This window comes from Rhizobium sp. YJ-22 (assembly GCF_029601685.1).
Lineage (GTDB): Bacteria > Pseudomonadota > Alphaproteobacteria > Rhizobiales > Rhizobiaceae > Metarhizobium.
Genome location: NZ_JARRIR010000013.1, coordinates 40,170 through 60,884 on the forward strand (window position 1 = coordinate 40,170; position 20,715 = coordinate 60,884).

Sequence of the window (20,715 nt, forward strand, 5' to 3'; positions counted from 1 at the left end):
GTCATGACCGACGGCTGTCGGCAATGCGCGCCGATGATCCGGCACGCGCCATCGAGGAGGAAAGTCCATGTATGCCCAGATGGTAAAGACCGATGCCGCCCGCGTCCGGCTCCTCGACGAAATGGAGCCGCAGGAGCGCGCCTTCCAGGAACGCATCGATGCCGGCCAGAAGATCGAGCCGAAGGAATGGATGCCCGAGGGCTATCGCAAGACGCTGGTGCGCCAGATCAGCCAGCACGCGCATTCGGAAATCGTCGGCCAGCTTCCCGAAGGAAACTGGATCACCCGCGCGCCGACCCTGGAGCGCAAGGCGATTCTGCTCGCCAAGGTGCAGGACGAGGCCGGCCACGGCCTCTACCTCTACTGCGCCGCCGAAACGCTCGGCGTCAGCCGTGACGAGATGTATGAGCAGCTCCATGCCGGACAGGCGAAATATTCCTCGATCTTCAACTATCCGACGCTGAGCTGGGCTGATATCGGCGCGATCGGCTGGCTGGTCGATGGCGCGGCGATCATGAACCAGGTGCCGCTGCAGCGCTGTTCCTACGGCCCCTATGCGCGGGCCATGGTGCGCATCTGCAAGGAAGAGAGCTTTCACCAACGCCAGGGCTTCGATATCCTGATGAAGATGGTGAAGGGCACGCCGGCGCAAAAAGCCATGGTGCAGGATGCGCTGAACCGCTGGTGGTGGCCGTCGCTGATGATGTTCGGCCCCTCGGACGATGCTTCCGTGCATTCGGCGCAATCCATGGCCTGGAAGATCAAGCAGAATTCCAACGACGAACTGCGCCAGAAATTCGTCGATCAGACGGTGCCGCAGGCGAAATATCTCGGCCTCACCATTCCCGACCCGGATCTCAAGTGGAACGAGGAAAAGGGCGGCCACGATTTCGGCGAGCCGGACTGGGCGGAATTTTTCAACGTCATCGCCGGCAACGGCCCCTGCAATGCGGAACGCCTCGACGCGCGCAAACAGGCCTGGAACGACGGCGCCTGGTTCCGCGATGGGCTATCCGCTCATGCCGAAAAGGCCGCCGGTCGCCGCGCTGCCGAATAGTGTGGGAGAGACAAGAATGTCCAGCGAATGGCCGCTTTGGGAAGTCTTCATCCGGGGCCAACATGGTCTCAACCATCGCCATGTCGGCAGCCTGCACGCGCCCGACGCCGAGATGGCGATCAACAATGCCCGCGACGTCTATACGCGCCGCAACGAGGGCATCAGCATCTGGGTGGTGAAATCCTCCGAGATCACCGCCAGCGCGCCCTCGGAAAAAGGCCCGCTGTTCGATCCGTCGAATTCTAAGGTCTACCGCCACCCGACTTTCTTCGACATTCCGGATGAAGTGGGGCATATGTGATGGCAAGCGGCGCCCTCCTCGAATTCCTGCTGCGCATCGGCGATAATACGCTGATCCTCGGTCATCGCGTTTCCGAATGGTGCGGACACGCGCCGGCGCTGGAGGAGGATATCGCACTCGCCAACACCGCGCTCGACCTGATCGGTCAGACGCAGCTCTGGCTCGGCCTTGCCGGCGAGGTGGAGGGCAAGGGCCGCTCGGCGGATGATCTTGCCTATCTGCGCGACGGCTACGAATTCCGCAACATCCTGCTCGTCGAGCGCCCGAACGGCGATTTCGGCAAGACCCTGATGCGGCAGTTCCTGTTCGACGCCTGGCACTATCTGCTCCTGAAGGCGCTGAAGGGCTCTTCGGATACGCGCATCGCCGAGATCGCGGAAAAGGCGTTCAAGGAGGTCTGCTATCACCTTGATCGCAGTCGCGATCTCGTCATTCGGCTCGGCGACGGCACAGCGGAAAGCCATCGCCGCATGCAGGCGGCGCTGGACGATCTCTGGCCCTTCACCGGCGAGATGTTCATGAGCGATGCCCTTGACGCCGAACTGGTCGAGGCCGGCGTCATCCCGGCGCCTGAAAGCCTCAAGGTCGGCTGGAACGAGATCGTCGCGGAGGCGCTCGCCGAGGCCACGCTGAAGACGCCGGCCGACGGCTACATGCACAAGGGCGGACGGCGCGGCGTGCATACCGAGCATCTCGGGTTCATTTTGACTGAAATGCAGTTTCTGCAGCGCGCCTATCCGGGCGCGACCTGGTAGGAGGCGGCGATGGATCCGGCGCATCGTCCCTCGGTCGATCAGGTCTGGCACTGGTTACGCCAGGTGCCGGACCCGGAAATTCCGGTCATTTCGTTGACGGACCTCGGCATTATCCGCGATGTCGAATGGCGGGACGATACGCTGGTGGTGACGGTGACGCCGACTTATTCGGGTTGTCCCGCCACCACGATCATCAATCTCGATATCGAGACGGCGCTCACCGAAAAGGGCCTCGACAAGGTGAAGCTGGAGCGCCGGCTTTCGCCCGCCTGGACGACGGACTGGATCAGCGTCGAGGGCCGGGAAAAGCTGCGCGACTACGGCATCGCCCCACCCATCGACGGCACGGCTGCCGACGGCGTGCTGATGAAGCGCATCGACAGGCTTTCCGGCCGCTCGAACCTGACCATCGCCTGTCCGCGCTGCGGCTCGACGCACACGCACAAGATCAGCCAGTTTGGCTCGACGCCCTGCAAGGCGAGCTATCGCTGTTCCGACTGCCTGGAACCGTTCGACTATTTCAAGTGCATCTGATCCAGTTTGTTGTTTTACCGCATTATCCAACGACGAAGCGATGCCGCTCCGGCTGGAAATGCTCCAGGAAGAAGGCCTGCGCATGGCACGTTTTCACCCCCTGACCGTCACCGACATTCGCCGCGAGACCCGCGACGCGGTGGTGGTGACGCTCGCGCCCTCCGAAGAGGACCGCGCCGTCTTCGACTTCACCCAAGGCCAGTATCTGACCTTCCGCCGCAAATTCGAGGACGAGGAGCTACGCCGTTCCTATTCGATCTGCGCCGGCAAGGACGAGGGCGTGCTGACGGTCGCCATCAAGCGTGTCGACGGCGGCTGCTTCTCCACTTGGGTGAATGAAAGCCTGAAACCCGGCGATACGCTGGAGGCGATGCCGCCGATGGGCGCCTTCTTCACCGCGCTGGAGCCTGACGTTGCCAAGCATTATCTCGGTTTCGCCGGCGGCAGCGGCATCACGCCGGTGCTCTCGATCATCAAGACGGTGCTGGCGCGCGAGCCGCGGTCTCGCTTCACGCTGGTCTACGCCAACCGCCAGATCAGCTCGATCATGTTTCGCGAGGAGCTGGAGGATCTGAAGAACCTCTATCTCGGCCGTTTCTCGGTGCTGCACATCCTCGAAAGCGAGGCACAGGATATCGATCTGTTCACCGGCCGTATCGACGGCGAGAAATGTGCGGCGCTGTTCAGGAGCTGGATCGACATCAGGTCCATCGCCACCGCCTTCGTCTGCGGACCGGAGCCGATGATGCTGGCGATTGCCGCAGCCCTGCGCGAACACGGCCTGCGCGACGACCAGATCAAGTTCGAGCTGTTCGCCTCCTCGCAGCCCGGCTGCCTCAGGCGCAAGGCGGAGGCCGCCGCCGGGGCCGACCAGGGCGCGATGTGCGAGGCGACCGTCACGCTCGACGGCGCGACGCGCAGCTTCAGGTTCCCGAAGCAGGGCCAGAGTCTGCTCGACGCCGCGCTCGAAAACGCCATGGATGCGCCTTATGCCTGCAAGGCGGGCGTCTGTTCCACCTGCCGCGCCAGGATTATCGAGGGCGAGGCCGAGATGGAGGTCAACCACGCGCTGGAAGATTACGAGGTGCGCCAGGGCTATGTGCTGACCTGCCAGTGCTATCCGCTCACCGACCGCATCGTCCTCAGCTACGATCAGTAGGAGAACGATCATGTCCGACACGATGCCGATCGAGGACTATCTGGCAAAGGGAGGCGTTCTTTCGTCGCCGGCCAATGTGCCGCCGCGCTATCGCGGCGAGCTTTTGCGCCTGATGGCGAGTTTCGTCGATAGCGAGTTGGCCGGTTCCGCCGGTTTTGCCGATACGATCAACGATGCGCCCGGTATCCAGGAGCGCATCTCCGCCGCCCGCATCGTGCTGGAAAAGACCGACCATGCCGGCGAGGTTCTGAAAATCATGGAAACCTTCGGCGCGGATGGCGGGCGTTACGCCTTGCATTATCCCTGGGCCGAAAGGCTTTCCCGCGAGGCCGATATCGGCGCGGCCAGGCGGGAGGGCGACATGCGCCTTTCCGTCTTTCACTATCCGCTGCAAGGCTGGGTGGATGCGGTCGTGATGAACGTGCTGATGGGCCGGGCGAGCGTCGTGCAGCTCACGGAATTGTCGCGTGTCTCCTACCAGCCGCTCGCCGAGGTTTTCCGAGTGATCCTGCCGCGGGAGATGCGCCATGCCGAACTGGGCCTTGCCGGTCTGGTTCGCATCGTCGATGAGGAGCAGGGCCGTGCGAAGGCGAAGGCTTCGGTCGCCTACTGGTATCCGCGCGTCGCCATGAGCTTCGGCCACTCCGGCTCGGCCCGCTTCGAGACATTGTCACGTTTCGGCCTCAGGCATACGCCCAACGAGACCCTGCTGGCCGATTGGCGCGCAGGCGTCGACGCGCAGCTTTCTGCGCTCGGTTTGAGAGGGCAGTGAGATGAACGTGATGGCAAACCGGCCGCGCCGGCTCCAAAGCTATGTCGGCGGCCAGTGGGTTGCAGGTGCGAAGGAGGGTGTGCCGCTGCTCGACGCCTCGACGGGCGCGCCGGTCGCTTTCATCGACTCCTCCGGCATCGATTTCAAGGCGATCCTCGCCCATGGCCGCGACAAGGGCGGCCCGGCGCTGCGGCGGATGTCCTTCCATGAGCGCGCCGCCATGCTGAAGGCGCTCGGCCAGGCTTTGATGGAGAAGAAGGAGGATTTCTACGCGCGCTCCACCGCCACCGGCGCCACCCGCATCGATAGCTGGATCGATATCGAAGGCGGCATCGGCACGCTGCTGTCCTATGCCTCGAAGGGCCGGCGCGAATTGCCGAACGCCCGCGTCCTGCTCGATGGCGACGTGGAGCCGCTGTCAAAGGACGATACCTTCGCCGCGCAGCATATCCTCAGCCCCTTGCAGGGCGTTGCGGTGCATATCAACGCCTTCAATTTCCCCTGCTGGGGCATGCTGGAAAAGCTGGCGCCGACACTGCTGGCCGGCGTTCCCGCTGTCGTCAAGCCGGCGAGCCAGACGGCCTATCTCACCGAACTGATGGTCCGCCGCATCATCGACACCGGCATTCTGCCGGAAGGCGCATTGCAACTCGTCTGCGGCTCGGTCGGCGACCTGCTCGACCATGTCGAGGGACAGGACGCCGTGACCTTCACAGGTTCGGCCTCGACGGGTCAACGCCTCAGGACGCACAGGTCCATCGTCGAAAATTCCGTGCGATTCACCATGGAGGCCGACAGCCTCAACGCCGCCGTGCTTGGCCTTGATGCGGCGCCCGGCACGGAAGAGTTCGACCTCTTCGTCAAGGAAGTCGTCCGCGAGATGACAGTGAAGGCCGGCCAGAAATGCACCGCGATCCGTCGCGTCATCGCCCCGCATGCCTACAGCGACGCATTGATCGAAAGCTTGCGCGCGCGCCTCGGCAAGACCGTCGTCGGCAATCCTGCTGACGAGGCCGTGCGCATGGGCCCGCTCGCCAGCCTCGAACAGCGCGAGGAGGTTCGCGCGCGCATCCGCGATCTCGCCGCCGATGCCGAAATCGTCGCCGGCGACCCGGACAATCCGAGCGTCCAGTCCGGGGATGCCGTCGCCGGGGCCTTCCTCAATCCGGTATTGCTCTATTGCGACAAGCCTGGTTCGGCCCGCGCCATCCACGATGTCGAGGCTTTCGGGCCTGTCAGCACCGTCATGCCGTATGGCACGGCGCAAGAGGCCGTCGATCTCGCCCGCCGCGGCAAGGGCAGCCTCGTCGCCTCCGTTTTCACCAACGATCCGGGTTTTGCCGAGGAGGTCGTGCTGGGTCTTGCGCCCTTCCATGGCCGCGTGATGATCGGCAACCGCGTCAGCGCCAAAACCTCCACCGGCCATGGTTCGCCGCTGCCCGGCCTCGTCCATGGCGGCCCCGGCCGCGCCGGCGGCGGCGAGGAACTGGGCGGTATGCGCGGCGTCAAGCATTACATGCAGCGCACGGCCGTGCAGGGCGCGCCGACCCTGCTCTCCGCCATCACCGGCCGCTGGATGCCCGGTGCCGAGGCGCGGGCGGGCGGTGAACATCCGTTCCGCAAGTCGCTGGCGGAGCTGAAGGTCGGCGATCAGCTCGTCACCGCGAGGCGCATGGTGACGATCGACGATATCGAGCATTTCGCGAACTTCACCGGCGACACTTTCTACGCCCATATGGACGAGGACGCGGCCAGGGCGAATCCGTTCTTCGACGGGCGCGTGGCGCATGGCTATCTCATCGTCTCCTTCGCCGCCGGTCTGTTCGTCGATCCGGCGCCGGGCCCGGTGCTCGCCAATTACGGGGTCGACAACCTGCGCTTCCTGACACCGGTCAATCCGGGTGATACGTTGCAGGTGCAGCTCACCTGCAAGGAGATCAACCCGCGCGCCAATGCCGACCACGGCGAAGTGCGCTGGGATTGCCGGGTGACCAACCAGACGGGCGCCACCGTCGCCCAATACGACGTTCTGACGATGGTGGCAAAAACGAGAGAGTGACCGCATGACGCCGATCGAGCAGGATCCCCGCCGCCTGGACATGACCGTTCTGATGACGCCCGACATGGCGAATTTTTCGGGGAAGGTCCACGGCGGCGCGTTGCTGAACCTGCTCGATCGCGTTGCCTTTTCCTGCGCCTCGCGCTATTCGCGGCAATATGCGGTGACGCTCTCCGTCGATCAGGTGATGTTCAAGGAGCCGATCCATGTCGGCGAACTCGTGACGTTTCGTGCCTCGGTCAACCATACCGGCCGGACGTCGATGGAGATCGGCATCCGGGTCGAGGCGGAAAACATCCGCTCCAGCCACCGCCGACACACCAATTCCTGCTATTTCTCGATGGTCGCCGTCGATGATGCGGGTAAACCCGTGCCTGTGCCGGAACTGCGCCCGACCGATGCGGTGGATATCCGTCGCTACAAGGCGGCCGAACTTCGCCGCAGGTTGCGTCGCGAATTCGCCGAGCGGCTTGAATCGGTCGCGGCGACGGGCAGGGATGTCGATCGGTCGGAAGGCGACTGAACCGCGGTTACCGGACCGCCTTGACGCCTTCGAGGATCAATGTGGTGGCGATATCGGCATATTCGTCGCGGGTGATCGGCCCGTTCGGGCGAAACCACATATAGACCCAGTTCATCATGCCGAACAGCGACATGGTGACGGGCATCAGCAATGGCCGCTCCCCGGCGAGATCCGGGTTGATATCGCGGATAACGCCGGAGAAGCGCTTGACGATCTGTCGCTCGATCGCCTGCAATTCGGAAAGCTGCTCGGGCGAAAGCGCGCTGGTGCCGTTGAGCTGCACCTTGTGCTCGTTGTCGCGCCCCTCGTAATTGGCGAGCACGGCCTTCACCAGCAGGCGCAGCCGCTCCTGCGGTGCAAGGTCCAGCCTGTCGGCGGCTTCGATGGCCCCTTGCAGTTCCGTGAGATGCGTGCGCACGATGTCGAAGATCAGCGCGTCCTTGCTCGGATAATAATGGTAAAGCAGCGCCTTGGAGACATTGCTGTGCGAGGCGATCATCGACATGGACGCCTTCTCCATGCCTATCTCGGCGAACACCGCCGCGGCACTCGCCAGAATGCCACGCTGTTTTTCCTCGAAATCGACTGCGCGTGTGCGTGCCATAGGATCCTGCTCTGCTTGTTCCGGGTCTATAGAGGGCGGCGGCTCTCCTATAGACGCTCGACCCGGCGCCGGGCTACCCCGGTGGTTCACTCTTTCGGGCGGTTGTCGACCACCCGTTTCGCCTTGCCTTCCGAACGGGCGACGCCGCCCGGTTCATGGACGAGGATTTTCGTGGAGATGCCGACCACGCTCTTGATGTGGTGGGCAAGTTCGCTGGCCGAGCCCGTGCGCGCGCCTTGGTCGGCGGCTTCACGCGTGCATTCGACATGGACCGTCATGTCGTCCATGCGGCCGCAGCGGGTCAGTTCGATCTGGAAATGCGGGGCGAGGCCGCGACATTTGAGGATTTGCTCCTCGATCTGGGTCGGGAAGACATTGACGCCGCGCAGAATCATCATGTCGTCGCAGCGGCCCGTGACCTTTTCCATGCGCCGCATGGAACGTGCCGTCCCCGGCAGCAGCCGCGTCAGGTCGCGTGTGCGATAGCGGATGACCGGCAGGCCTTCCTTGGTCAGCGTAGTGAAGACCAGCTCGCCGATCTCGCCATCCGGAAGAACCTCGCCGGTCATCGGATCGACGATTTCCGGATAGAAATGGTCTTCCCAGATGTGCAGCCCGTCCTTGGTCTCGACGCATTCATTGGCGACGCCCGGTCCCATGACCTCCGACAGGCCGTAGATATCGACGGCATGCATGTCGAAGGCCTGCTCGATCTCCTCGCGCATCGCATTCGTCCACGGCTCCGCCCCGAAAATGCCGACGGCGAGCGAGCTTTCGCGCGGATCGATGCCATGCTTGCGGAACTCGTCGAGGATGGAAAGCATGTAGGAGGGGGTCACCATGATTATGCGAGGGTTGAAATCCTGTATCAGGGTGACCTGCCGCTCGGTCATGCCGCCGGAGATCGGCACCACCGTGCAGCCGAGCCTTTCCGCGCCGTAATGCGCGCCTAGCCCGCCGGTGAACAGGCCATAGCCATAGGCGACATGCACGATATCGCCGCTCCTTCCGCCCGAGGCGCGGATGGAGCGGGCGACGACATCGGCCCAGATATCGATATCCTTCCGCGTATAGCCGACGACGGTCGGCTTGCCGGTCGTGCCGGAGGAGGCGTGAATGCGCACGAGCTTTTCGCGCGGCACGGCGAACATGCCGAAGGGATAGGTGTCGCGCAGATCCTTCTTGGTGGTGAAGGGGAATTTCGCAAGGTCGGAGAGTGTCTTCAGGTCCGAGGGATGGACGCCGGCCTCGTCGAAACGCTGGCGGTAGAAGGGGGAATTCTCATAAGCATGGGTCAGCGACCAGGTCATGCGCTCGAGTTGCAGCGCGGAAATCTCGTCGCGCGAGGCGGTCTCGATCGCATCGAGCGCGCCGGGGCGGGGGGACAGGTCTTCCATGAAATCTCCTCCGGGAATGCTTGATGGCGCCGGCCTCTGTCTCACTCCGGCAGATGTGCGCCCTTGATCGTTCGCGAGTGGCCACGGAATTCCGCGACGATCTCGCCCTCCTGATTGGTGATGCGGACGTCGTAGATGCCGCTGCGCCCGCGACGCGACACTTCCTGCGCGCTCGCCGTCAGCCGGTCGCCGCGAAAGGCCGGGGCGATGAAGCTGACCGAGCAATGCTGGGCGACACTGCGCTGGTTGTGCGAATTGCAGGCGAAGGCGAAGGCGGAATCCGCCAGCGTGAACATGTAGCCGCCATGGCAGGTGCCGTGGCCGTTGGTCATGGCCTCGGTGATATCCATGGCGATGACCGCCTCGCCGGGCGCGATGGAGACAAGCTCCATGCCGAGATGGCGGGTGGCATTGTCGTCGTCCCACATGACCCTGGCGCAGGCCTCGGCCAGCGCTTGCGGCGAAAGGCCGGCGGCGCTCATCGGCCCGAAAACTCCGGCTTGCGTTTTTCGAGGAAGGCGATGACGCCCTCGGCATAGTCGGCGCTCCGGCCGGCGTCGCGCTGCAGGTCGCGCTCGAGATCGAACTGCTGGTCGAGCGAATTGGTGGCGGCGGCCTGGATGGCACGCTTGGTCATGCCGAGGCCACGGGTCGGGCCGGCGGCGAGGCGGGTGGCGAGCGCCATGGCCTCTTCCATCAGCGCATCGTCATCGACGGCGCGCCAGATCAGGCCCCAGTCGGCGGCGGTTTGCGCGGCCAGCGGCTCGCCGGTCAGCGCCAATGCCTTGGCGCGCGCTTCGCCGACCAGGCGCGGCAGGCTCCAGGTGCCGCCGCAATCCGGCACCAGGCCGATCTTGGCGAAGGCCTGGATGAAGCGCGCCGAGCGGGCGGCGAGCGTGATGTCGCAGGCGATGGCGATGTTGGCGCCGGCCCCGGCGGCGACGCCGTTGACGGCGCAGACGACCGGCTTTTCCAGGCTGCGGATCAGCCGCACATTCGGATTGTAGAAAGTGTCCAGTGTATGGCCGAGATCCGGCGTGCCGTTGCGCGGATCGCGATTGCCGAGATCCTGCCCGGCGCAGAAACCGCGTCCGGCGCCGGTCAGCAATACCGCGCGCACCGCGTCGTCCCGATGGGCGCGCTCCAGCCCGGCGCGCAGCGCCAGATGCATTTCCTCGTTGAAAGCGTTGAGCTTTTCGGGGCGATTCAGTGTGAGGCTCAGAACGCCATCGGCAAACGTCTGCAAAACGGTGTTGGATGCGGACATGGTTCCTCCCTCGCGCCCATCCCATTGGCGACGTGGAAAATCCTTGCATAAACCGACCGGTCAGTCAATTATAAATCCGCGACTTGGAGGAGCTGAGATACCCGGGCTTTTTCGCATCCGGCCCTATTGGCCTCTTGCGATGGCCACCATCTGCTCGGGGCGGATCGAGACGTCGAGCACGTCGTCGGGCAGGATTTCCGTATCTTCCCGGGCCGAGAGATCGACCACCCGGCCGTCGATCTTGCGGTGGATGATCAGTTCCGGCCCACCGCCACCGCCGCGCAACTGGGCCTTGACCGCGCCGGTATAGAGCAGCTTTTCACTGGAAGCCTGCAGGCGGGAGGAGAGTTTTTCCAGCGTGATGGTCGCTTCGCGCAAATTGTAGTTCAATTGCGTCCGGCGCTGTTCGTCCTGCTGCTCGATGTTGCGGGCGACCTCTTCCTTCTGACGCTGGGTCTGGTCGACGCGCGAGTCCGTATCGGTGGAGCGGCTGCGCAGCTCCGACAATGAGCGACGTTCGTCATCGACGCGGTTGCTGGCGACCAGTCCCTTGGAGGCCGATTTCGAGGCGCGGTCAAGGGCGTCCTGCTGCAGCCTCAGGCTTTCGGCATTGCTCTTCTGGGTATCCTTCAGCGAAGCCAGCGTCCTTTCCGTATCCTGCAACAGGGTTTGCAGATGCGTGCGCTGCTTGGCGTAGTTCTCCAGCCGCATTTTCAGGTCGTTGCGTTCGAAATCGGCGATCTCGTCGAGGGTCTTGCGGGCCAGCGGCACGGAATAGATCGGAGTCAGGTCGATTTCCGTGGTTCCGGTGATCTCGCTCTTCAGGCTGATGACCAGTGCCTGCTGACGGGCGAAATCGATCCACAGGCCCTCGTTTTCGCTTTGCAGATCCGGGGCGGTCATCAGCGGGTTTTCGGTGCGGAAGCGCAAGGCGTCATAACCGCCGGCAAGCGCGATCGCATGTCGCACCGTCAGGCCGGGGCGATAGGGCACCGCGCCCGGGCGGGAAACGTCGCCGCTGATATAGAAGGGCCGGTGCTCGACCATCTCCACCGTCACATCCGCCGACTGGATACGGCCGTCCTTGGTGAGGCCTTCAGAGAGGGCGATGCGCAGATCCTTGAGCGTGAGCCCTTCGGCCTGCACCTCGCCAAGAAAGGGTACGGAGATATCGCCGTCGACATTGACTGTCACCCGCCGGCCGAAATCAGCGACGCCGAAGACGCCGAGCTGCAGGATGTCGCCTGGCGCCAGGCGATAGCGCGGGCGCTCCTGGGCGGTGGCGATCTGCGGCAGGGTCGCAAACGTCAGCAGCAGGCCGAAAGCAATTCCAGCAAAGGAGCGATGCGGCCTTGCCTCCGGGATCGCGACACAACGGAAAGTCGAAAGGCCGATCGGTTTCATTGGATTGCCTCTTTTGCTTCACTGCGTCTGTCAGCGTCGGACTGACGCACGCGGATCCAGTCGATCAGCAGGGCGGCGGGAAAGGGGGTGCGGGCATCCGGCGCGCCCGGCCAATCGCCGCCGACGGCGAGATTGACGACGAGGAACATCGGCTTGTGCAGGTCGGCCGGCGTCGCGGTCTCGAAGACGGCGCGTCCATCCAGCGACCAGACCAGTCTTTCCCTCGTCCAGGTCAGGCCATAGACGTGGAAATCCGCAGAGAGATCGTCGGTCGAGATACGCCCGGTCGTCCGTGCGGATTTTTCCCCTGTGGGGATGTTCAGGCCGCTATGGGCGGTGACGTGGAGGCTGCTGGTGTCGTGGCCGAGAACTTCAAAAACGTCGAGTTCCGGGGGCCAGGTTCGATCCTGGGGCAGCAGCCAGAAGGCCGGCCACAAGCCACGCCCCTTCGGCACCTTGGCGCGGATCTGCACCGAACCATAGAGGAAACGCACATGCCCGGCACTGTTGAGCAGGCCGGAGGCATAAGCATAGCCATTGCTGCGGGCGCGCAGGCTTTCCGGAACCTGGCTGGCGCGGATCGCCAGAACGCCGTCCTGCAGCCGATAGGGTTCAAGCGCTTGCAAAGCCGGCGCATCGCCGCCCCGGCGCGGATCGACATAATATTGCAGCTCCCGATTGCCGCCATTGCTGCGGTTGCCATCGGGATAGTAGGGCAGCCAGATGCCGCCGGTCGCGGATTGCAGGTTCAGCGTTGAAAAATCGTCCTCGAAAATGGTTTTCCAGTGCGGCGGATCGACCAGTCCTTGCGCGTCCGGGCCGACTTCCGCCCGCGCCGAATGGCTGAAGGCGAGGGTGGCGGTGAAGACGATGGCGACGGCCTGGGCGGCGACGATCCGCGCCGCGCCGCGCCCGGTCGTCATGCCGAGGCCATGCATCAGCTTGACCATGGCGGTAAACAGGACAAGCGCGGCGAAGGCATTGCCCCAGGCTTGCCCATCGATGCCGGCCAGCGCATGGCCGCAGCCCATCGCAGCGGCCAGAACGGCAAGGCCGGCGCCCGTCAGCAGCAGCGCGTCGATTCCGGGGCGAAGCGAGCGGATGACCAGCATCGGCGTGATCCAGCTCATCGCGCCGAGCGGGATGCAGGCGGCGGCGAGCGCCACGGTCGATGCCGTCGAATCCTCGTAGCCGGGAAAGATCACGGCAGTGACGGGACGGGCGAGATAGACGGCGGCGGCGGCGATGAGCGTCAGGACGGCGGTGACGGCGAAAAGCTCCCGCTCGATTTCCCGGGAGCAGGCGTCGGCGCTGGCTTCGATCCGCGCCAGAAATCTCGGATAACGCGTCTGCGCCACCGTCGACATCAGGCCGAGGCCGATCATCGCCAGGCTGGCCGAGAGCGAGAATAGACCGAGATCGTGCGGCGAGGATAGGGTGGCCGAGACCCAGCGATTGGCCCCGAGATAGAGGATCCAGGAAAGATTGAAGGCAAACAACGGCAGCGCGGTGCGCGCCATGGCGAGCAGCGGCAGACGGCGGCGCAGCCGGATCGGCGAGGGCCGGGCAAACAGGAAGGCGCAGAGCGCATAATAGGCGGCAAGTGCGGCAAACGAGCCGGTGATGCCGCCGGCCAGCAGGCCGGCCAGCCGGGGAACCGTCATGCCGAGCTGCAGGATCAGCGCCACGACCGTGAACTCCCACAGCCGCGATGAAGCCCGGAACAGGGTTACCGGGCCATTGGCGATCATCGCCATGATGCCGCCGGCAATGGCAAGCGCGGTATCGAACCGCGGCAGCGCATTGTCGCCGAACAGCGCCAGCAGCGGCAGGATCAAGGCGAGAAGCACGAAGCCGACCAGCCAGAGCGCATTGAGGATATCGAGCCCGGCCTTCAGCACGTCGCTGTCGGCGCGGCCGGGGATCTGCTTGTCGGCCAGTTGCGACAGGCCGAAATCGGCGCGCCCCGCATAGGTGAACAGGCTGGTCAGCAGCGCGAAGGTGCCGAAGGCGGCCGGCTCCAGCAGCCGTGGGGCGAGCAGCGTCGCGCCGCTGCCGAGGATGGTCAGGATCAGCGCGCCGAAGGCATAGGTGAAGGGGCGGCCCAGCCATTGCAGATGCGGCGCATGGCGCATCCGGTCGAAGGCCGGCGGCAGGCGATTGGCGGTGACCGGGCGGAGGGCCAGCGTTTCGGCGTCGGCGGCGATGCTCATGAGGCCACCGCCCTTTCCACGGACCGGTCAGCCGGGATCGTTTTCACGAGGGCCTCGAAGGCGGGGGAGGAGCGGAGGATGCCATGAGCCTTCAGGTCATCGCTGGAGCGATAGCGGGCACTGTTTTCATAGAGAAAACCGGCTCCGGGATGTTTCTTGGCATGGGCGACGTAGCGGCGATATTCGACACCGGCATCCCAATGCTCGCCGCGGCTGACTTCGCTGTGGGCACGCTGGTCGAAATTGGCGAACAGCTTGAAATGCAGCAGCGCCGCCGTCACCTCGGCGACCGGAAGCGGGACGGTGCGATGGTTGGTCGCCCAGCGCTGCCCGTCGCGGCAATGCATCAGCGGCACCTTGGTGATGTCGGGCGGCAACGACCCGATATCGGTCTTCTGCAATCCGATCAGCTTGCCGAGCCGATGATGGCGCAGGTTGCGGGCGGCGCGCGCCACCGCCATCGGCCAGATGCCGAGATGCCGGTATTGCGGATAGAAGACCCGCAGGCGCGGGCCGCCGATGGCCTCGACATCGAGGAAATTCTTCGAGAAGGGCAAGGCGGCCTTGGCGCGCACGCGGTAGTCCGTGTCGAAACAGGGGCAGGTATCGATGAAAGAGGTTCCCTTGACATAGACGGCCTCGGAGACGGGACCTTCGCCATACATGTCGACCATGATGGCGAAGACGGCCTCGTGTCCCTGCGTTTCGAGGAAGCGGCAGAAGGCTTTCAGGCCGATGCGCTCGCAATGGGGATAGACGAACAGCTCGTCGGCATCGATGAACAGGCACCAGTTGCCCGCGCCATGGCGGGCGATCATGTCGTTGATCCAGTTCATGCCGCAGCCGGCCTCGCCGAACGAATCGGCCGTGTGGTACACCACGCAATCGCCCTGCGAGAGCAGGAATTCCATCGAGCCGTCCCGGGAATCGTTGTCGCAGACGAAGAACCGGTCGATGCCGAGCTGGCGGTGATGCTCCAGCAGGAATGGCAGGCGCTCGGCCTCGTTGCGCACCACCATGTAGGCGTCGATGCTGCCGCGCCGGGGGCGAGCCTGCGGATGGTCGGGTCGGGTAAGCTGCATGGTCATGATCGGGCCTCCGGCATGACGGCCTCGCGGGCAAGGATGAGGAAAAAGGAAAAGGTGAGCAGCACCGGCAGGGCGAAGATGCTGACTTCGGTCAGGCCGATGACCATGACCAGCAGAACGAGCTGGTCGCGCGCCGCATCCGGCCGCGAGAGCATCCGCCACAGAAGGACCGCCAACATGCCGAAGGCGGGCAGTGCGCCGATGAAGCCGAGGTTGAAGACGGCCTGGATATACATGTTGTGGGCGTTGACCGGCGCCCCCTGGAATCCCCGGCCGACGCTTTCGATGAGTAGCGCCTCGGTGCCGCCGAAGCCCCAGCCGAACAGCGGTTTCTGCTTGATCAGATCGAAGGACACCGCCCACAATTCCGTCCGCCCGGTCAGCGTCACCACCTCGTTGATCGAGCCGGTGCGCGCCAGGGGCCCAAGAAGCACCGTCAGATCGGGAAACCGTCCCAGCGCCAGCAGCACCACCGCGAGGAAGGCGAAGACCGAGCCGAAAAGCAGGGCGGGCGCGAGCAGCCGCCGCTCGCGCAATGCGATGACCAGCCAGGTGCCGGCGGTGGCGGCCAGCATCGTGCGGCTGTCGGCGGCCATGATGGCGGCGAAGCCGACGACCAGCGACGCCACCAGAACCGTCCAGCCGATCACCTTGCGCCGCTTGAGGATCAGCGCGAAGGTCGCCAGCAGCGCGGCCTGCGCGCCCAGCACGTTGGGATGGCCGGAAAAGCCCCGCAGCCGGTAGACATGTTCCTCCACCGAAGGCGGCAGCCAGGCGATATCGGGAAACACGACGCCCGAAATCAGCCCGATGGTGATGAAGACCAGCAGGGTGAGCGTCAGAAGACGCAGCGTTGCATCCGGGCCGAGCACCGAGACGACGAGGCAGGCGAGGATGATATAGGACGCAAGGCCGAGCGCATTGGCCGCCGTATAGGCCGGGATCAGCGACCAAGCCGCCGAGACGAAGGCCACCAGCCCGTAGAGACAGGCCAGCAGCACTGTCCTTTCGCGCAGAAACGGCAGCAGCCGCCGGACGTGGAAGGGGCAGATGAGGAAGACCAGCAGCCACGAACTGAGCTTGATGATGTTCTCGACATCCATGCCGCCGGTCCGGGCATAGCCATCCATGCGCATTCCGAAGCTGAGGCCGAAAAAGGCGAAGATGAACAGAAGGCCGATTGCCCAGCGTCGGCCACGGATGCAGGCGAGGACGAGCGTCGCGCTGACGACCGCGAGGATGGGAACGAGCGGAAGGGCGGCGACCGACGGTTGCGGGACCGCCCGAAGAAGGAGCGCCAGCCAGGCGAGAATAACGGCGAGCGCGATGCCCGCCGCGACAGCGCCCATGCCCGCCGGGCCTTTCCAGGCGGTATCTGTTGCCGTCGTCATGATTGCTGCATCAGGCGCAGGGTGGTGCGCCGGATGGCAGATGCATTGAGGGCCGCGCCTGCCAGCAGCGCCGCGCCGAAGGCGCCGGCGAGATAGAGCGGCAGGATCGGGAAGACCGGTTTGTCCGGCACGGTTGCCGGCGACAGGACTTCCGCATCCGGCTTCAGGGCTTCTGTGGAGGGACCGCGTGTCTTCATGCGGGTCAGGGCGTCGGCCAGCACCTGCGTGTCGTTGTCGACCCGCAGACGAAGCTCGTCAAGACGCAGGCTCGCCTTGCGACGGTCCACCATGGTCTGGCGTATCTTCTGGATTTCGTCGGTCAGGCGCTTTTCGCGCTCGGCCCAGTTCTCGGCCTCGACACGCACGCTGGTGACGATGCGATCCCGCTCGATTTCCGCCTGCCTGGATATGCTGCGCGCCTCCGTCGGCATGACGGCCAGGCGCGACATGCTTTCCGTCAAGCTCTGGTTCAATTGCCGGATCGTCGGCGAGGCCAAAACTTCCGGCGCGCTGTCGAGCGTGCCGGCCGCCTTCATCGCGGTGAGCGTGTCGGTGCGCGTGCGAAAATCGATGAGCTGGGCGCGGGCATTGGCAAGCTCGGTGCTCAGGGTCGAGAGCTGGGCTTCGAGCGATATCTGAACGCCCTGGTCGATAAGGCCGGATGTGTTGAGAAAATCCTCCATCTCCCGTTGCGAGGTCTCGGCGCGGCGCTTGGCCTCGTCGACGCGGTCGGAAAGCAGCTTGTTCATGGCGTCGGCATCGTCGACCTTGCGCATCACCTGCGCCTTCAGATAGGCGCCGACCAGCGTGTTGGTCAGGGCCGTCGCCTTTTCCGGGTCGTTGGAGCGGAAGCCGACCTTGACGGTGTAGGACTGGCGGTCGCGATCGATCACCATGCGGTGCCAGAGGTTTTCGCGCAGTTGCGTCTCCTCGCGCGCGGCGGCGTTGGCGATGCCGTCGCCGTCGAGCAGGCCGTCGGTCGATGGCGCGATGAAGCCGTGCGCCCAGGTCTGCGGCAAGGCGACGTCAAGAAAGTTCATGACCAGCGCCTGCGCCTTTTCGGTGGCGCCGGGCTTCGGCCGGAATTCGTCGTCCTGTGCCAGATGGTGGATGTCGATCACCTCTTTCGCCAGGTTGACGGAATGCAGCCGGTCGAGATCGGAAATGATGAAGCTTTCGTCCAATGGCTGGCGCGAAGCTTCCAAAACGTCGTTCTGGCCTTCCATATTGGTGGGGCGGAGCACCAGCGTCGCGGTCGATTCGTAGATGCGCGGGATCGACGGCCAGACGATGGCGGCGGCGGCCATCACCGTCATGCCGCCGACGACGAAGCGCCGCACGGAATAGCGCGGTTCCGGCGTCTTTACCCGTTCGTCGGCGCGGGCGCGGATGATCGCCTCCTCCTCGTCGGTGGCATGAAGCGGGATCGGTTTGGAATTGTAGACCCTGGTCATCTCCGTTGTCTCCCTCGCGCCTCAGCTTCTGACGAATGCATAGAGCCTTCCGCGCATCGGACCTGAGATGATGCGGAAGCCGACATAGAGCGTTGTCACCATCAGGAACTGCCGCATCGTCAGAAATCCCGCGCGCAGATAGTGGTATCGGAAGCGGATTTCGTTGACGGCATAGACGAGGCCGCCACGCCGCTCGTTGAGCCCGGCTCCCGTCCGCGATTTGACCAGGACTTTGGGGATGATGTGAAAGCGCACGCCGGCCAGCGCCATGCGAATCCAGAGGTCGTAATCCTCCAGCAGGCCGAATTTCATGCGATAGCCGCCGGCCGAGCGCAGCGCCTCCGCCCGGAACGCGACCGAGGGGTGGACGACGATGTTGCGCCAGTGGAGCGCCTGCACGATCGCCTCATGGGTCGTTGGCGCTGTGCGCAGCCGGGTCGCCGGGTTCTCGTCGTAGAATTCCTCGGCCCAGGAGGCGACGAGCCCGATGTCCGGGTGGCCCTCGAGATAATCCATCTCGAGGGCGATACGGTCCGGCAGGCAGATATCGTCGCTGTCCATACGCAGGATGAAGGGCTGGGTGCAGACGGCCAGGCCCGCATTCAGCGCATCCGCCAGCCCGCAGTTCTTTTCAAGCCGGACCACCAGGAAGTCCCAGGGCGCATCGAGGGCATCGAAATTGGCGATCACCTTTTCCTGGTCGGCTCCAACGGGACCATCCAGCACCAGCACGATCTGGTCGGCGGCGCGTGTCTGGATGCGAAGGCTTTCCAGGCTGGCGGAAAGGTTCGATGCTTTCTCCCGGGCATAGGTCGCCATCAGCACCGATATGCCCATCGCCCGAGCCGGGTCGCCGGCGATCTGTGAGCTTGCCTCGCGTCCGTCCATGATGTCACCTCGCACCGGTGGAGGACAGGATCACGCGTGGCGTGCGGGCCAGGATAATCAGGTCGAGCAGGAGTGTCTGGCGACGCACGTAATCGACATCCAGCTCGACGCGGCGCTGGTAGCTGACGTCGTTGCGACCGCTGACCTGCCACAGGCCGGTGATGCCGGGCAGAACGCTGGCGTATGCGCCGACATGTTCCTTGTAGCGGGCAAGCTCGGCGCTGGTGACCGGCCGCGGGCCGACGAGGCTCATCTCGCCACGCAGCACGTTGAAGATTTGCGGCAGCTCGTCGAAGCTGGTCCTGCGCAGGACCTTGCCGATCGGCGTGATACGGGGGTCGAACATCAGCTTCTGGTCACGGGCCCATTCGTCGCTGGCCTTGGGGTGGTGGCCGAGATATTCGGTCAGGCAATGGTCGGCATCGACGATCATGGTCCTGAATTTCAGGCAGTCGAACGGCGTGATGCCCCTGCCGACGCGCGAATGCCGGTAGAGGACGGGACCGCCATCAAGCGACACGAGAACCGCGATCACCAGCAGCAGCGGCGCAATGACCACAAGCAGGGCAAGCGCAAGCGTCACATCGAAGATACGCTTTGCCGTCGCGCTCCAGGGGGACTGGCGGACAGGCCATGCCGCCAGCGGCACGGCGCGTGACGACACGGATGCATCGCCGAACTTTTGCAATTGATTCACGGCAAGTCCTCCAAAACCGGACAGTCATTCAGGTCTATCGAGGAGCAAGCACACCATTGCAGCGAGGGCGTTTGCAAGGAAACTGAGGGAGTACCTCCAAGGTAACACAATCGAAATAGCTATGAATGACGTAAAATGTAACTATATATGCTTATATATAGTTCAATATGAATAGATTGATTTTTAACGTTGAAATGGATAATCGGATATTACATTATAATTGTTTGAATATTTGATTCGCGGCGAAGTTTCCCGGAAAGTCAGTTGAGCTGAATTTTCGTTTTAATATTTGCGCGCGGCGAGAGGCAAACACCTTTGCGAGGAAGTGAGGGGCCTGAAAAGAGGGAAGACGTATCATGCTTATCCCTACGTATATATTCGATTCCTGTCGGTTGTTTCGCGAGGGCACGCGATTGATCCTTGGGGCGGCATCGTTCGAAGTCCTGGGAATTGGCGAGACGTTGCACGACCTCCACAGCGTGCCGGCGACGGATTCCGCGACCCTGTATGTCATCGGCAATCCCGCCGGCGCGACAGTTTTCGAATTCATCGAATGCATTCTCGCCGCCAATCGTCTCGCCCGCATCGCCGTCGTCGTCGATACCCATGAAGACAGGGCCTCGACGGCGATCCTGGAACGTGGCGCCAAGGGCTATCTGCACAAGAACCTGTCGTCCGAGAGCTTCGTAAAGGCGCTGCAACTGATTTCGGAGGAGTGCTCGGTCGTTGCCGGCTGGCCGATGGCGCGGGATGGTCGTGCCGCGGCGGCGATGACTCTGCCGCTCTCCATGCGTCCGCCATCCCTCGTGGAGGAGCGAATCATCCGGGCCGAACCCGAGACGGCGGATCGTGAAGACACCGGGGCCGTTGCCGATGAAACGGCGGCCCGTCTCGTGCTGAACAATGCGCGGGCCGGCCTGCGCCTGCGCAACCTTTCGCCGCGCGAGACCGCCATCCTCAAGCTTGTGATGAGCGGCGAATCCAACAAGCAGATCGCCCGCGACCTCAACATCACCGAAAGCACCGTCAAGGTTCATATCAAGACCATCCTGCGCAAGATCGACGTGAAGAACCGCACGCAAGCCGCCATCTGGGCTTTGGCCGATCCGGATTTCACGCCGCCTTCCCAATCCCATTAGGGCGAAGACTCGA

20 protein-coding genes are annotated in these 20,715 nt (G+C 64.0%); 9 read left to right on the forward strand and 11 right to left on the reverse strand.

All coding sequences use genetic code 11. The annotated features are described in order from the left end of the window. Window positions 1–67: 67 nt before the first annotated feature. The 8 genes from paaA (at window position 68) to P7F60_RS24715 (ending at window position 7,160) form a co-directional block, all read left to right on the forward strand. Complete coding sequence (paaA, locus tag P7F60_RS24680; RefSeq protein ID WP_277920356.1) at window positions 68–1,057, forward strand: 1,2-phenylacetyl-CoA epoxidase subunit PaaA; 990 nt, start codon at window positions 68–70, stop codon at window positions 1,055–1,057. A gap of 16 nt (window positions 1,058–1,073) precedes the next feature. Then, window positions 1,074–1,358, forward strand: coding sequence for a 1,2-phenylacetyl-CoA epoxidase subunit PaaB (paaB, locus tag P7F60_RS24685; protein ID WP_277920357.1), 285 nt, complete (start codon window positions 1,074–1,076; stop codon window positions 1,356–1,358). Continuing rightward, the gene (gene paaC, locus P7F60_RS24690) at window positions 1,358–2,113 is read left to right on the forward strand and encodes a 1,2-phenylacetyl-CoA epoxidase subunit PaaC (protein ID WP_277920358.1); all 756 of its coding nucleotides are present in this window, start codon (window positions 1,358–1,360) and stop codon (window positions 2,111–2,113) included. The genes paaB and paaC overlap by 1 nt, the downstream gene beginning before the upstream one ends. Window positions 2,114–2,122: 9 nt before the next feature. Then, window positions 2,123–2,647 (forward strand): 1,2-phenylacetyl-CoA epoxidase subunit PaaD, encoded by a 525-nt coding sequence (gene paaD, locus P7F60_RS24695; RefSeq protein WP_277920359.1) that lies wholly within the window; start codon window positions 2,123–2,125, stop codon window positions 2,645–2,647. 82 nt (window positions 2,648–2,729) lie between these two features. Continuing rightward, window positions 2,730–3,806, forward strand: coding sequence for a 1,2-phenylacetyl-CoA epoxidase subunit PaaE (gene paaE, locus P7F60_RS24700; protein WP_277920360.1), 1,077 nt, complete (start codon window positions 2,730–2,732; stop codon window positions 3,804–3,806). A 10-nt stretch (window positions 3,807–3,816) separates the two neighbouring features. Then, on the forward strand, window positions 3,817–4,578 hold the full coding sequence (locus P7F60_RS24705) for a Phenylacetic acid catabolic protein (RefSeq protein WP_277920361.1): 762 nt from the start codon (window positions 3,817–3,819) through the stop codon (window positions 4,576–4,578). 1 nt (window position 4,579) lies between these two features. Beyond that, window positions 4,580–6,637 (forward strand): phenylacetic acid degradation bifunctional protein PaaZ, encoded by a 2,058-nt coding sequence (gene paaZ / locus P7F60_RS24710; RefSeq protein WP_277920362.1) that lies wholly within the window; start codon window positions 4,580–4,582, stop codon window positions 6,635–6,637. Window positions 6,638–6,641: 4 nt separating this feature from the next. Next, entirely contained in the window at window positions 6,642–7,160 is a 519-nt protein-coding gene (locus P7F60_RS24715; protein WP_277920363.1) for an acyl-CoA thioesterase, read from the forward strand. Between the two features lie 7 nt (window positions 7,161–7,167). On the opposite strand, the gene P7F60_RS24720 is transcribed toward P7F60_RS24715, so the two are convergent. The 11 genes from P7F60_RS24720 to P7F60_RS24770 form a co-directional block, all read right to left on the reverse strand. After that, the gene (locus P7F60_RS24720) at window positions 7,168–7,764 is read right to left on the reverse strand and encodes a TetR/AcrR family transcriptional regulator (protein ID WP_277920364.1); all 597 of its coding nucleotides are present in this window, start codon (window positions 7,762–7,764) and stop codon (window positions 7,168–7,170) included. An 86-nt stretch (window positions 7,765–7,850) separates the two neighbouring features. Beyond that, a complete protein-coding gene (gene paaK / locus P7F60_RS24725) occupies window positions 7,851–9,161 on the reverse strand; it encodes a phenylacetate--CoA ligase PaaK (RefSeq protein WP_277920365.1) in 1,311 nt (436 codons plus the stop codon). A gap of 41 nt (window positions 9,162–9,202) precedes the next feature. Continuing rightward, window positions 9,203–9,643: a hydroxyphenylacetyl-CoA thioesterase PaaI gene (gene paaI, locus P7F60_RS24730; RefSeq protein ID WP_277920366.1), complete on the reverse strand. Its 441-nt coding sequence runs from the start codon at window positions 9,641–9,643 to the stop codon at window positions 9,203–9,205. Next, complete coding sequence (gene paaG / locus P7F60_RS24735) at window positions 9,640–10,428, reverse strand: 2-(1,2-epoxy-1,2-dihydrophenyl)acetyl-CoA isomerase PaaG (RefSeq protein ID WP_277920367.1); 789 nt, start codon at window positions 10,426–10,428, stop codon at window positions 9,640–9,642. The genes paaI and paaG overlap by 4 nt, the downstream gene beginning before the upstream one ends. Window positions 10,429–10,551: 123 nt before the next feature. After that, window positions 10,552–11,832, reverse strand: coding sequence for a polysaccharide biosynthesis/export family protein (locus tag P7F60_RS24740; protein WP_277920368.1), 1,281 nt, complete (start codon window positions 11,830–11,832; stop codon window positions 10,552–10,554). Continuing rightward, window positions 11,829–14,045, reverse strand: coding sequence for a family 16 glycosylhydrolase (locus P7F60_RS24745; protein ID WP_277920369.1), 2,217 nt, complete (start codon window positions 14,043–14,045; stop codon window positions 11,829–11,831). The genes P7F60_RS24740 and P7F60_RS24745 overlap by 4 nt, the downstream gene beginning before the upstream one ends. After that, complete coding sequence (locus P7F60_RS24750) at window positions 14,042–15,133, reverse strand: glycosyltransferase family 2 protein (RefSeq protein WP_277920370.1); 1,092 nt, start codon at window positions 15,131–15,133, stop codon at window positions 14,042–14,044. The genes P7F60_RS24745 and P7F60_RS24750 overlap by 4 nt, the downstream gene beginning before the upstream one ends. Beyond that, entirely contained in the window at window positions 15,130–16,524 is a 1,395-nt protein-coding gene (locus P7F60_RS24755) for an O-antigen ligase family protein (protein WP_277920371.1), read from the reverse strand. Before P7F60_RS24755 ends, P7F60_RS24750 begins: the two co-directional genes overlap by 4 nt. Then, window positions 16,521–17,978, reverse strand: coding sequence for a polysaccharide biosynthesis protein (locus P7F60_RS24760; protein ID WP_277920372.1), 1,458 nt, complete (start codon window positions 17,976–17,978; stop codon window positions 16,521–16,523). Before P7F60_RS24760 ends, P7F60_RS24755 begins: the two co-directional genes overlap by 4 nt. A gap of 21 nt (window positions 17,979–17,999) precedes the next feature. Beyond that, the gene (locus tag P7F60_RS24765) at window positions 18,000–18,866 is read right to left on the reverse strand and encodes a glycosyltransferase (protein WP_277920373.1); all 867 of its coding nucleotides are present in this window, start codon (window positions 18,864–18,866) and stop codon (window positions 18,000–18,002) included. Between the two features lie 4 nt (window positions 18,867–18,870). Beyond that, window positions 18,871–19,563 (reverse strand): sugar transferase, encoded by a 693-nt coding sequence (locus P7F60_RS24770; protein ID WP_277920374.1) that lies wholly within the window; start codon window positions 19,561–19,563, stop codon window positions 18,871–18,873. Between the two features lie 356 nt (window positions 19,564–19,919). Here P7F60_RS24770 and P7F60_RS24775 point away from each other — a divergent pair, with 356 nt between their 5' ends. Further along, a complete protein-coding gene (locus tag P7F60_RS24775) occupies window positions 19,920–20,702 on the forward strand; it encodes a response regulator transcription factor (protein WP_277920375.1) in 783 nt (260 codons plus the stop codon). The last annotated feature ends 13 nt before the right edge of the window (window positions 20,703–20,715 follow it).

Excerpts from the sequence above, each read along its gene's own strand:
- paaA (WP_277920356.1), top strand. The coding sequence starts at position 68 with ATGTATGCCCAGATGGTAAAGACCGATGCCGCCCGCGTCCGGCTCCTC.
- paaB (WP_277920357.1), top strand. The coding sequence starts at position 1,074 with ATGTCCAGCGAATGGCCGCTTTGGGAAGTCTTCATCCGGGGCCAACAT.
- paaC (WP_277920358.1), top strand. The coding sequence starts at position 1,358 with ATGGCAAGCGGCGCCCTCCTCGAATTCCTGCTGCGCATCGGCGATAAT.
- paaD (WP_277920359.1), top strand. The coding sequence starts at position 2,123 with ATGGATCCGGCGCATCGTCCCTCGGTCGATCAGGTCTGGCACTGGTTA.
- paaE (WP_277920360.1), top strand. The coding sequence starts at position 2,730 with ATGGCACGTTTTCACCCCCTGACCGTCACCGACATTCGCCGCGAGACC.
- P7F60_RS24705 (WP_277920361.1), top strand. The coding sequence starts at position 3,817 with ATGTCCGACACGATGCCGATCGAGGACTATCTGGCAAAGGGAGGCGTT.
- paaZ (WP_277920362.1), top strand. The coding sequence starts at position 4,580 with ATGAACGTGATGGCAAACCGGCCGCGCCGGCTCCAAAGCTATGTCGGC.
- P7F60_RS24715 (WP_277920363.1), top strand. The coding sequence starts at position 6,642 with ATGACGCCGATCGAGCAGGATCCCCGCCGCCTGGACATGACCGTTCTG.
- P7F60_RS24720 (WP_277920364.1), bottom strand. The coding sequence starts at position 7,764 with ATGGCACGCACACGCGCAGTCGATTTCGAGGAAAAACAGCGTGGCATT.
- paaK (WP_277920365.1), bottom strand. The coding sequence starts at position 9,161 with ATGGAAGACCTGTCCCCCCGCCCCGGCGCGCTCGATGCGATCGAGACC.
- paaI (WP_277920366.1), bottom strand. The coding sequence starts at position 9,643 with ATGAGCGCCGCCGGCCTTTCGCCGCAAGCGCTGGCCGAGGCCTGCGCC.
- paaG (WP_277920367.1), bottom strand. The coding sequence starts at position 10,428 with ATGTCCGCATCCAACACCGTTTTGCAGACGTTTGCCGATGGCGTTCTG.
- P7F60_RS24740 (WP_277920368.1), bottom strand. The coding sequence starts at position 11,832 with ATGAAACCGATCGGCCTTTCGACTTTCCGTTGTGTCGCGATCCCGGAG.
- P7F60_RS24745 (WP_277920369.1), bottom strand. The coding sequence starts at position 14,045 with ATGAGCATCGCCGCCGACGCCGAAACGCTGGCCCTCCGCCCGGTCACC.
- P7F60_RS24750 (WP_277920370.1), bottom strand. The coding sequence starts at position 15,133 with ATGACCATGCAGCTTACCCGACCCGACCATCCGCAGGCTCGCCCCCGG.
- P7F60_RS24755 (WP_277920371.1), bottom strand. The coding sequence starts at position 16,524 with ATGACGACGGCAACAGATACCGCCTGGAAAGGCCCGGCGGGCATGGGC.
- P7F60_RS24760 (WP_277920372.1), bottom strand. The coding sequence starts at position 17,978 with ATGACCAGGGTCTACAATTCCAAACCGATCCCGCTTCATGCCACCGAC.
- P7F60_RS24765 (WP_277920373.1), bottom strand. The coding sequence starts at position 18,866 with ATGGACGGACGCGAGGCAAGCTCACAGATCGCCGGCGACCCGGCTCGG.
- P7F60_RS24775 (WP_277920375.1), top strand. The coding sequence starts at position 19,920 with ATGCTTATCCCTACGTATATATTCGATTCCTGTCGGTTGTTTCGCGAG.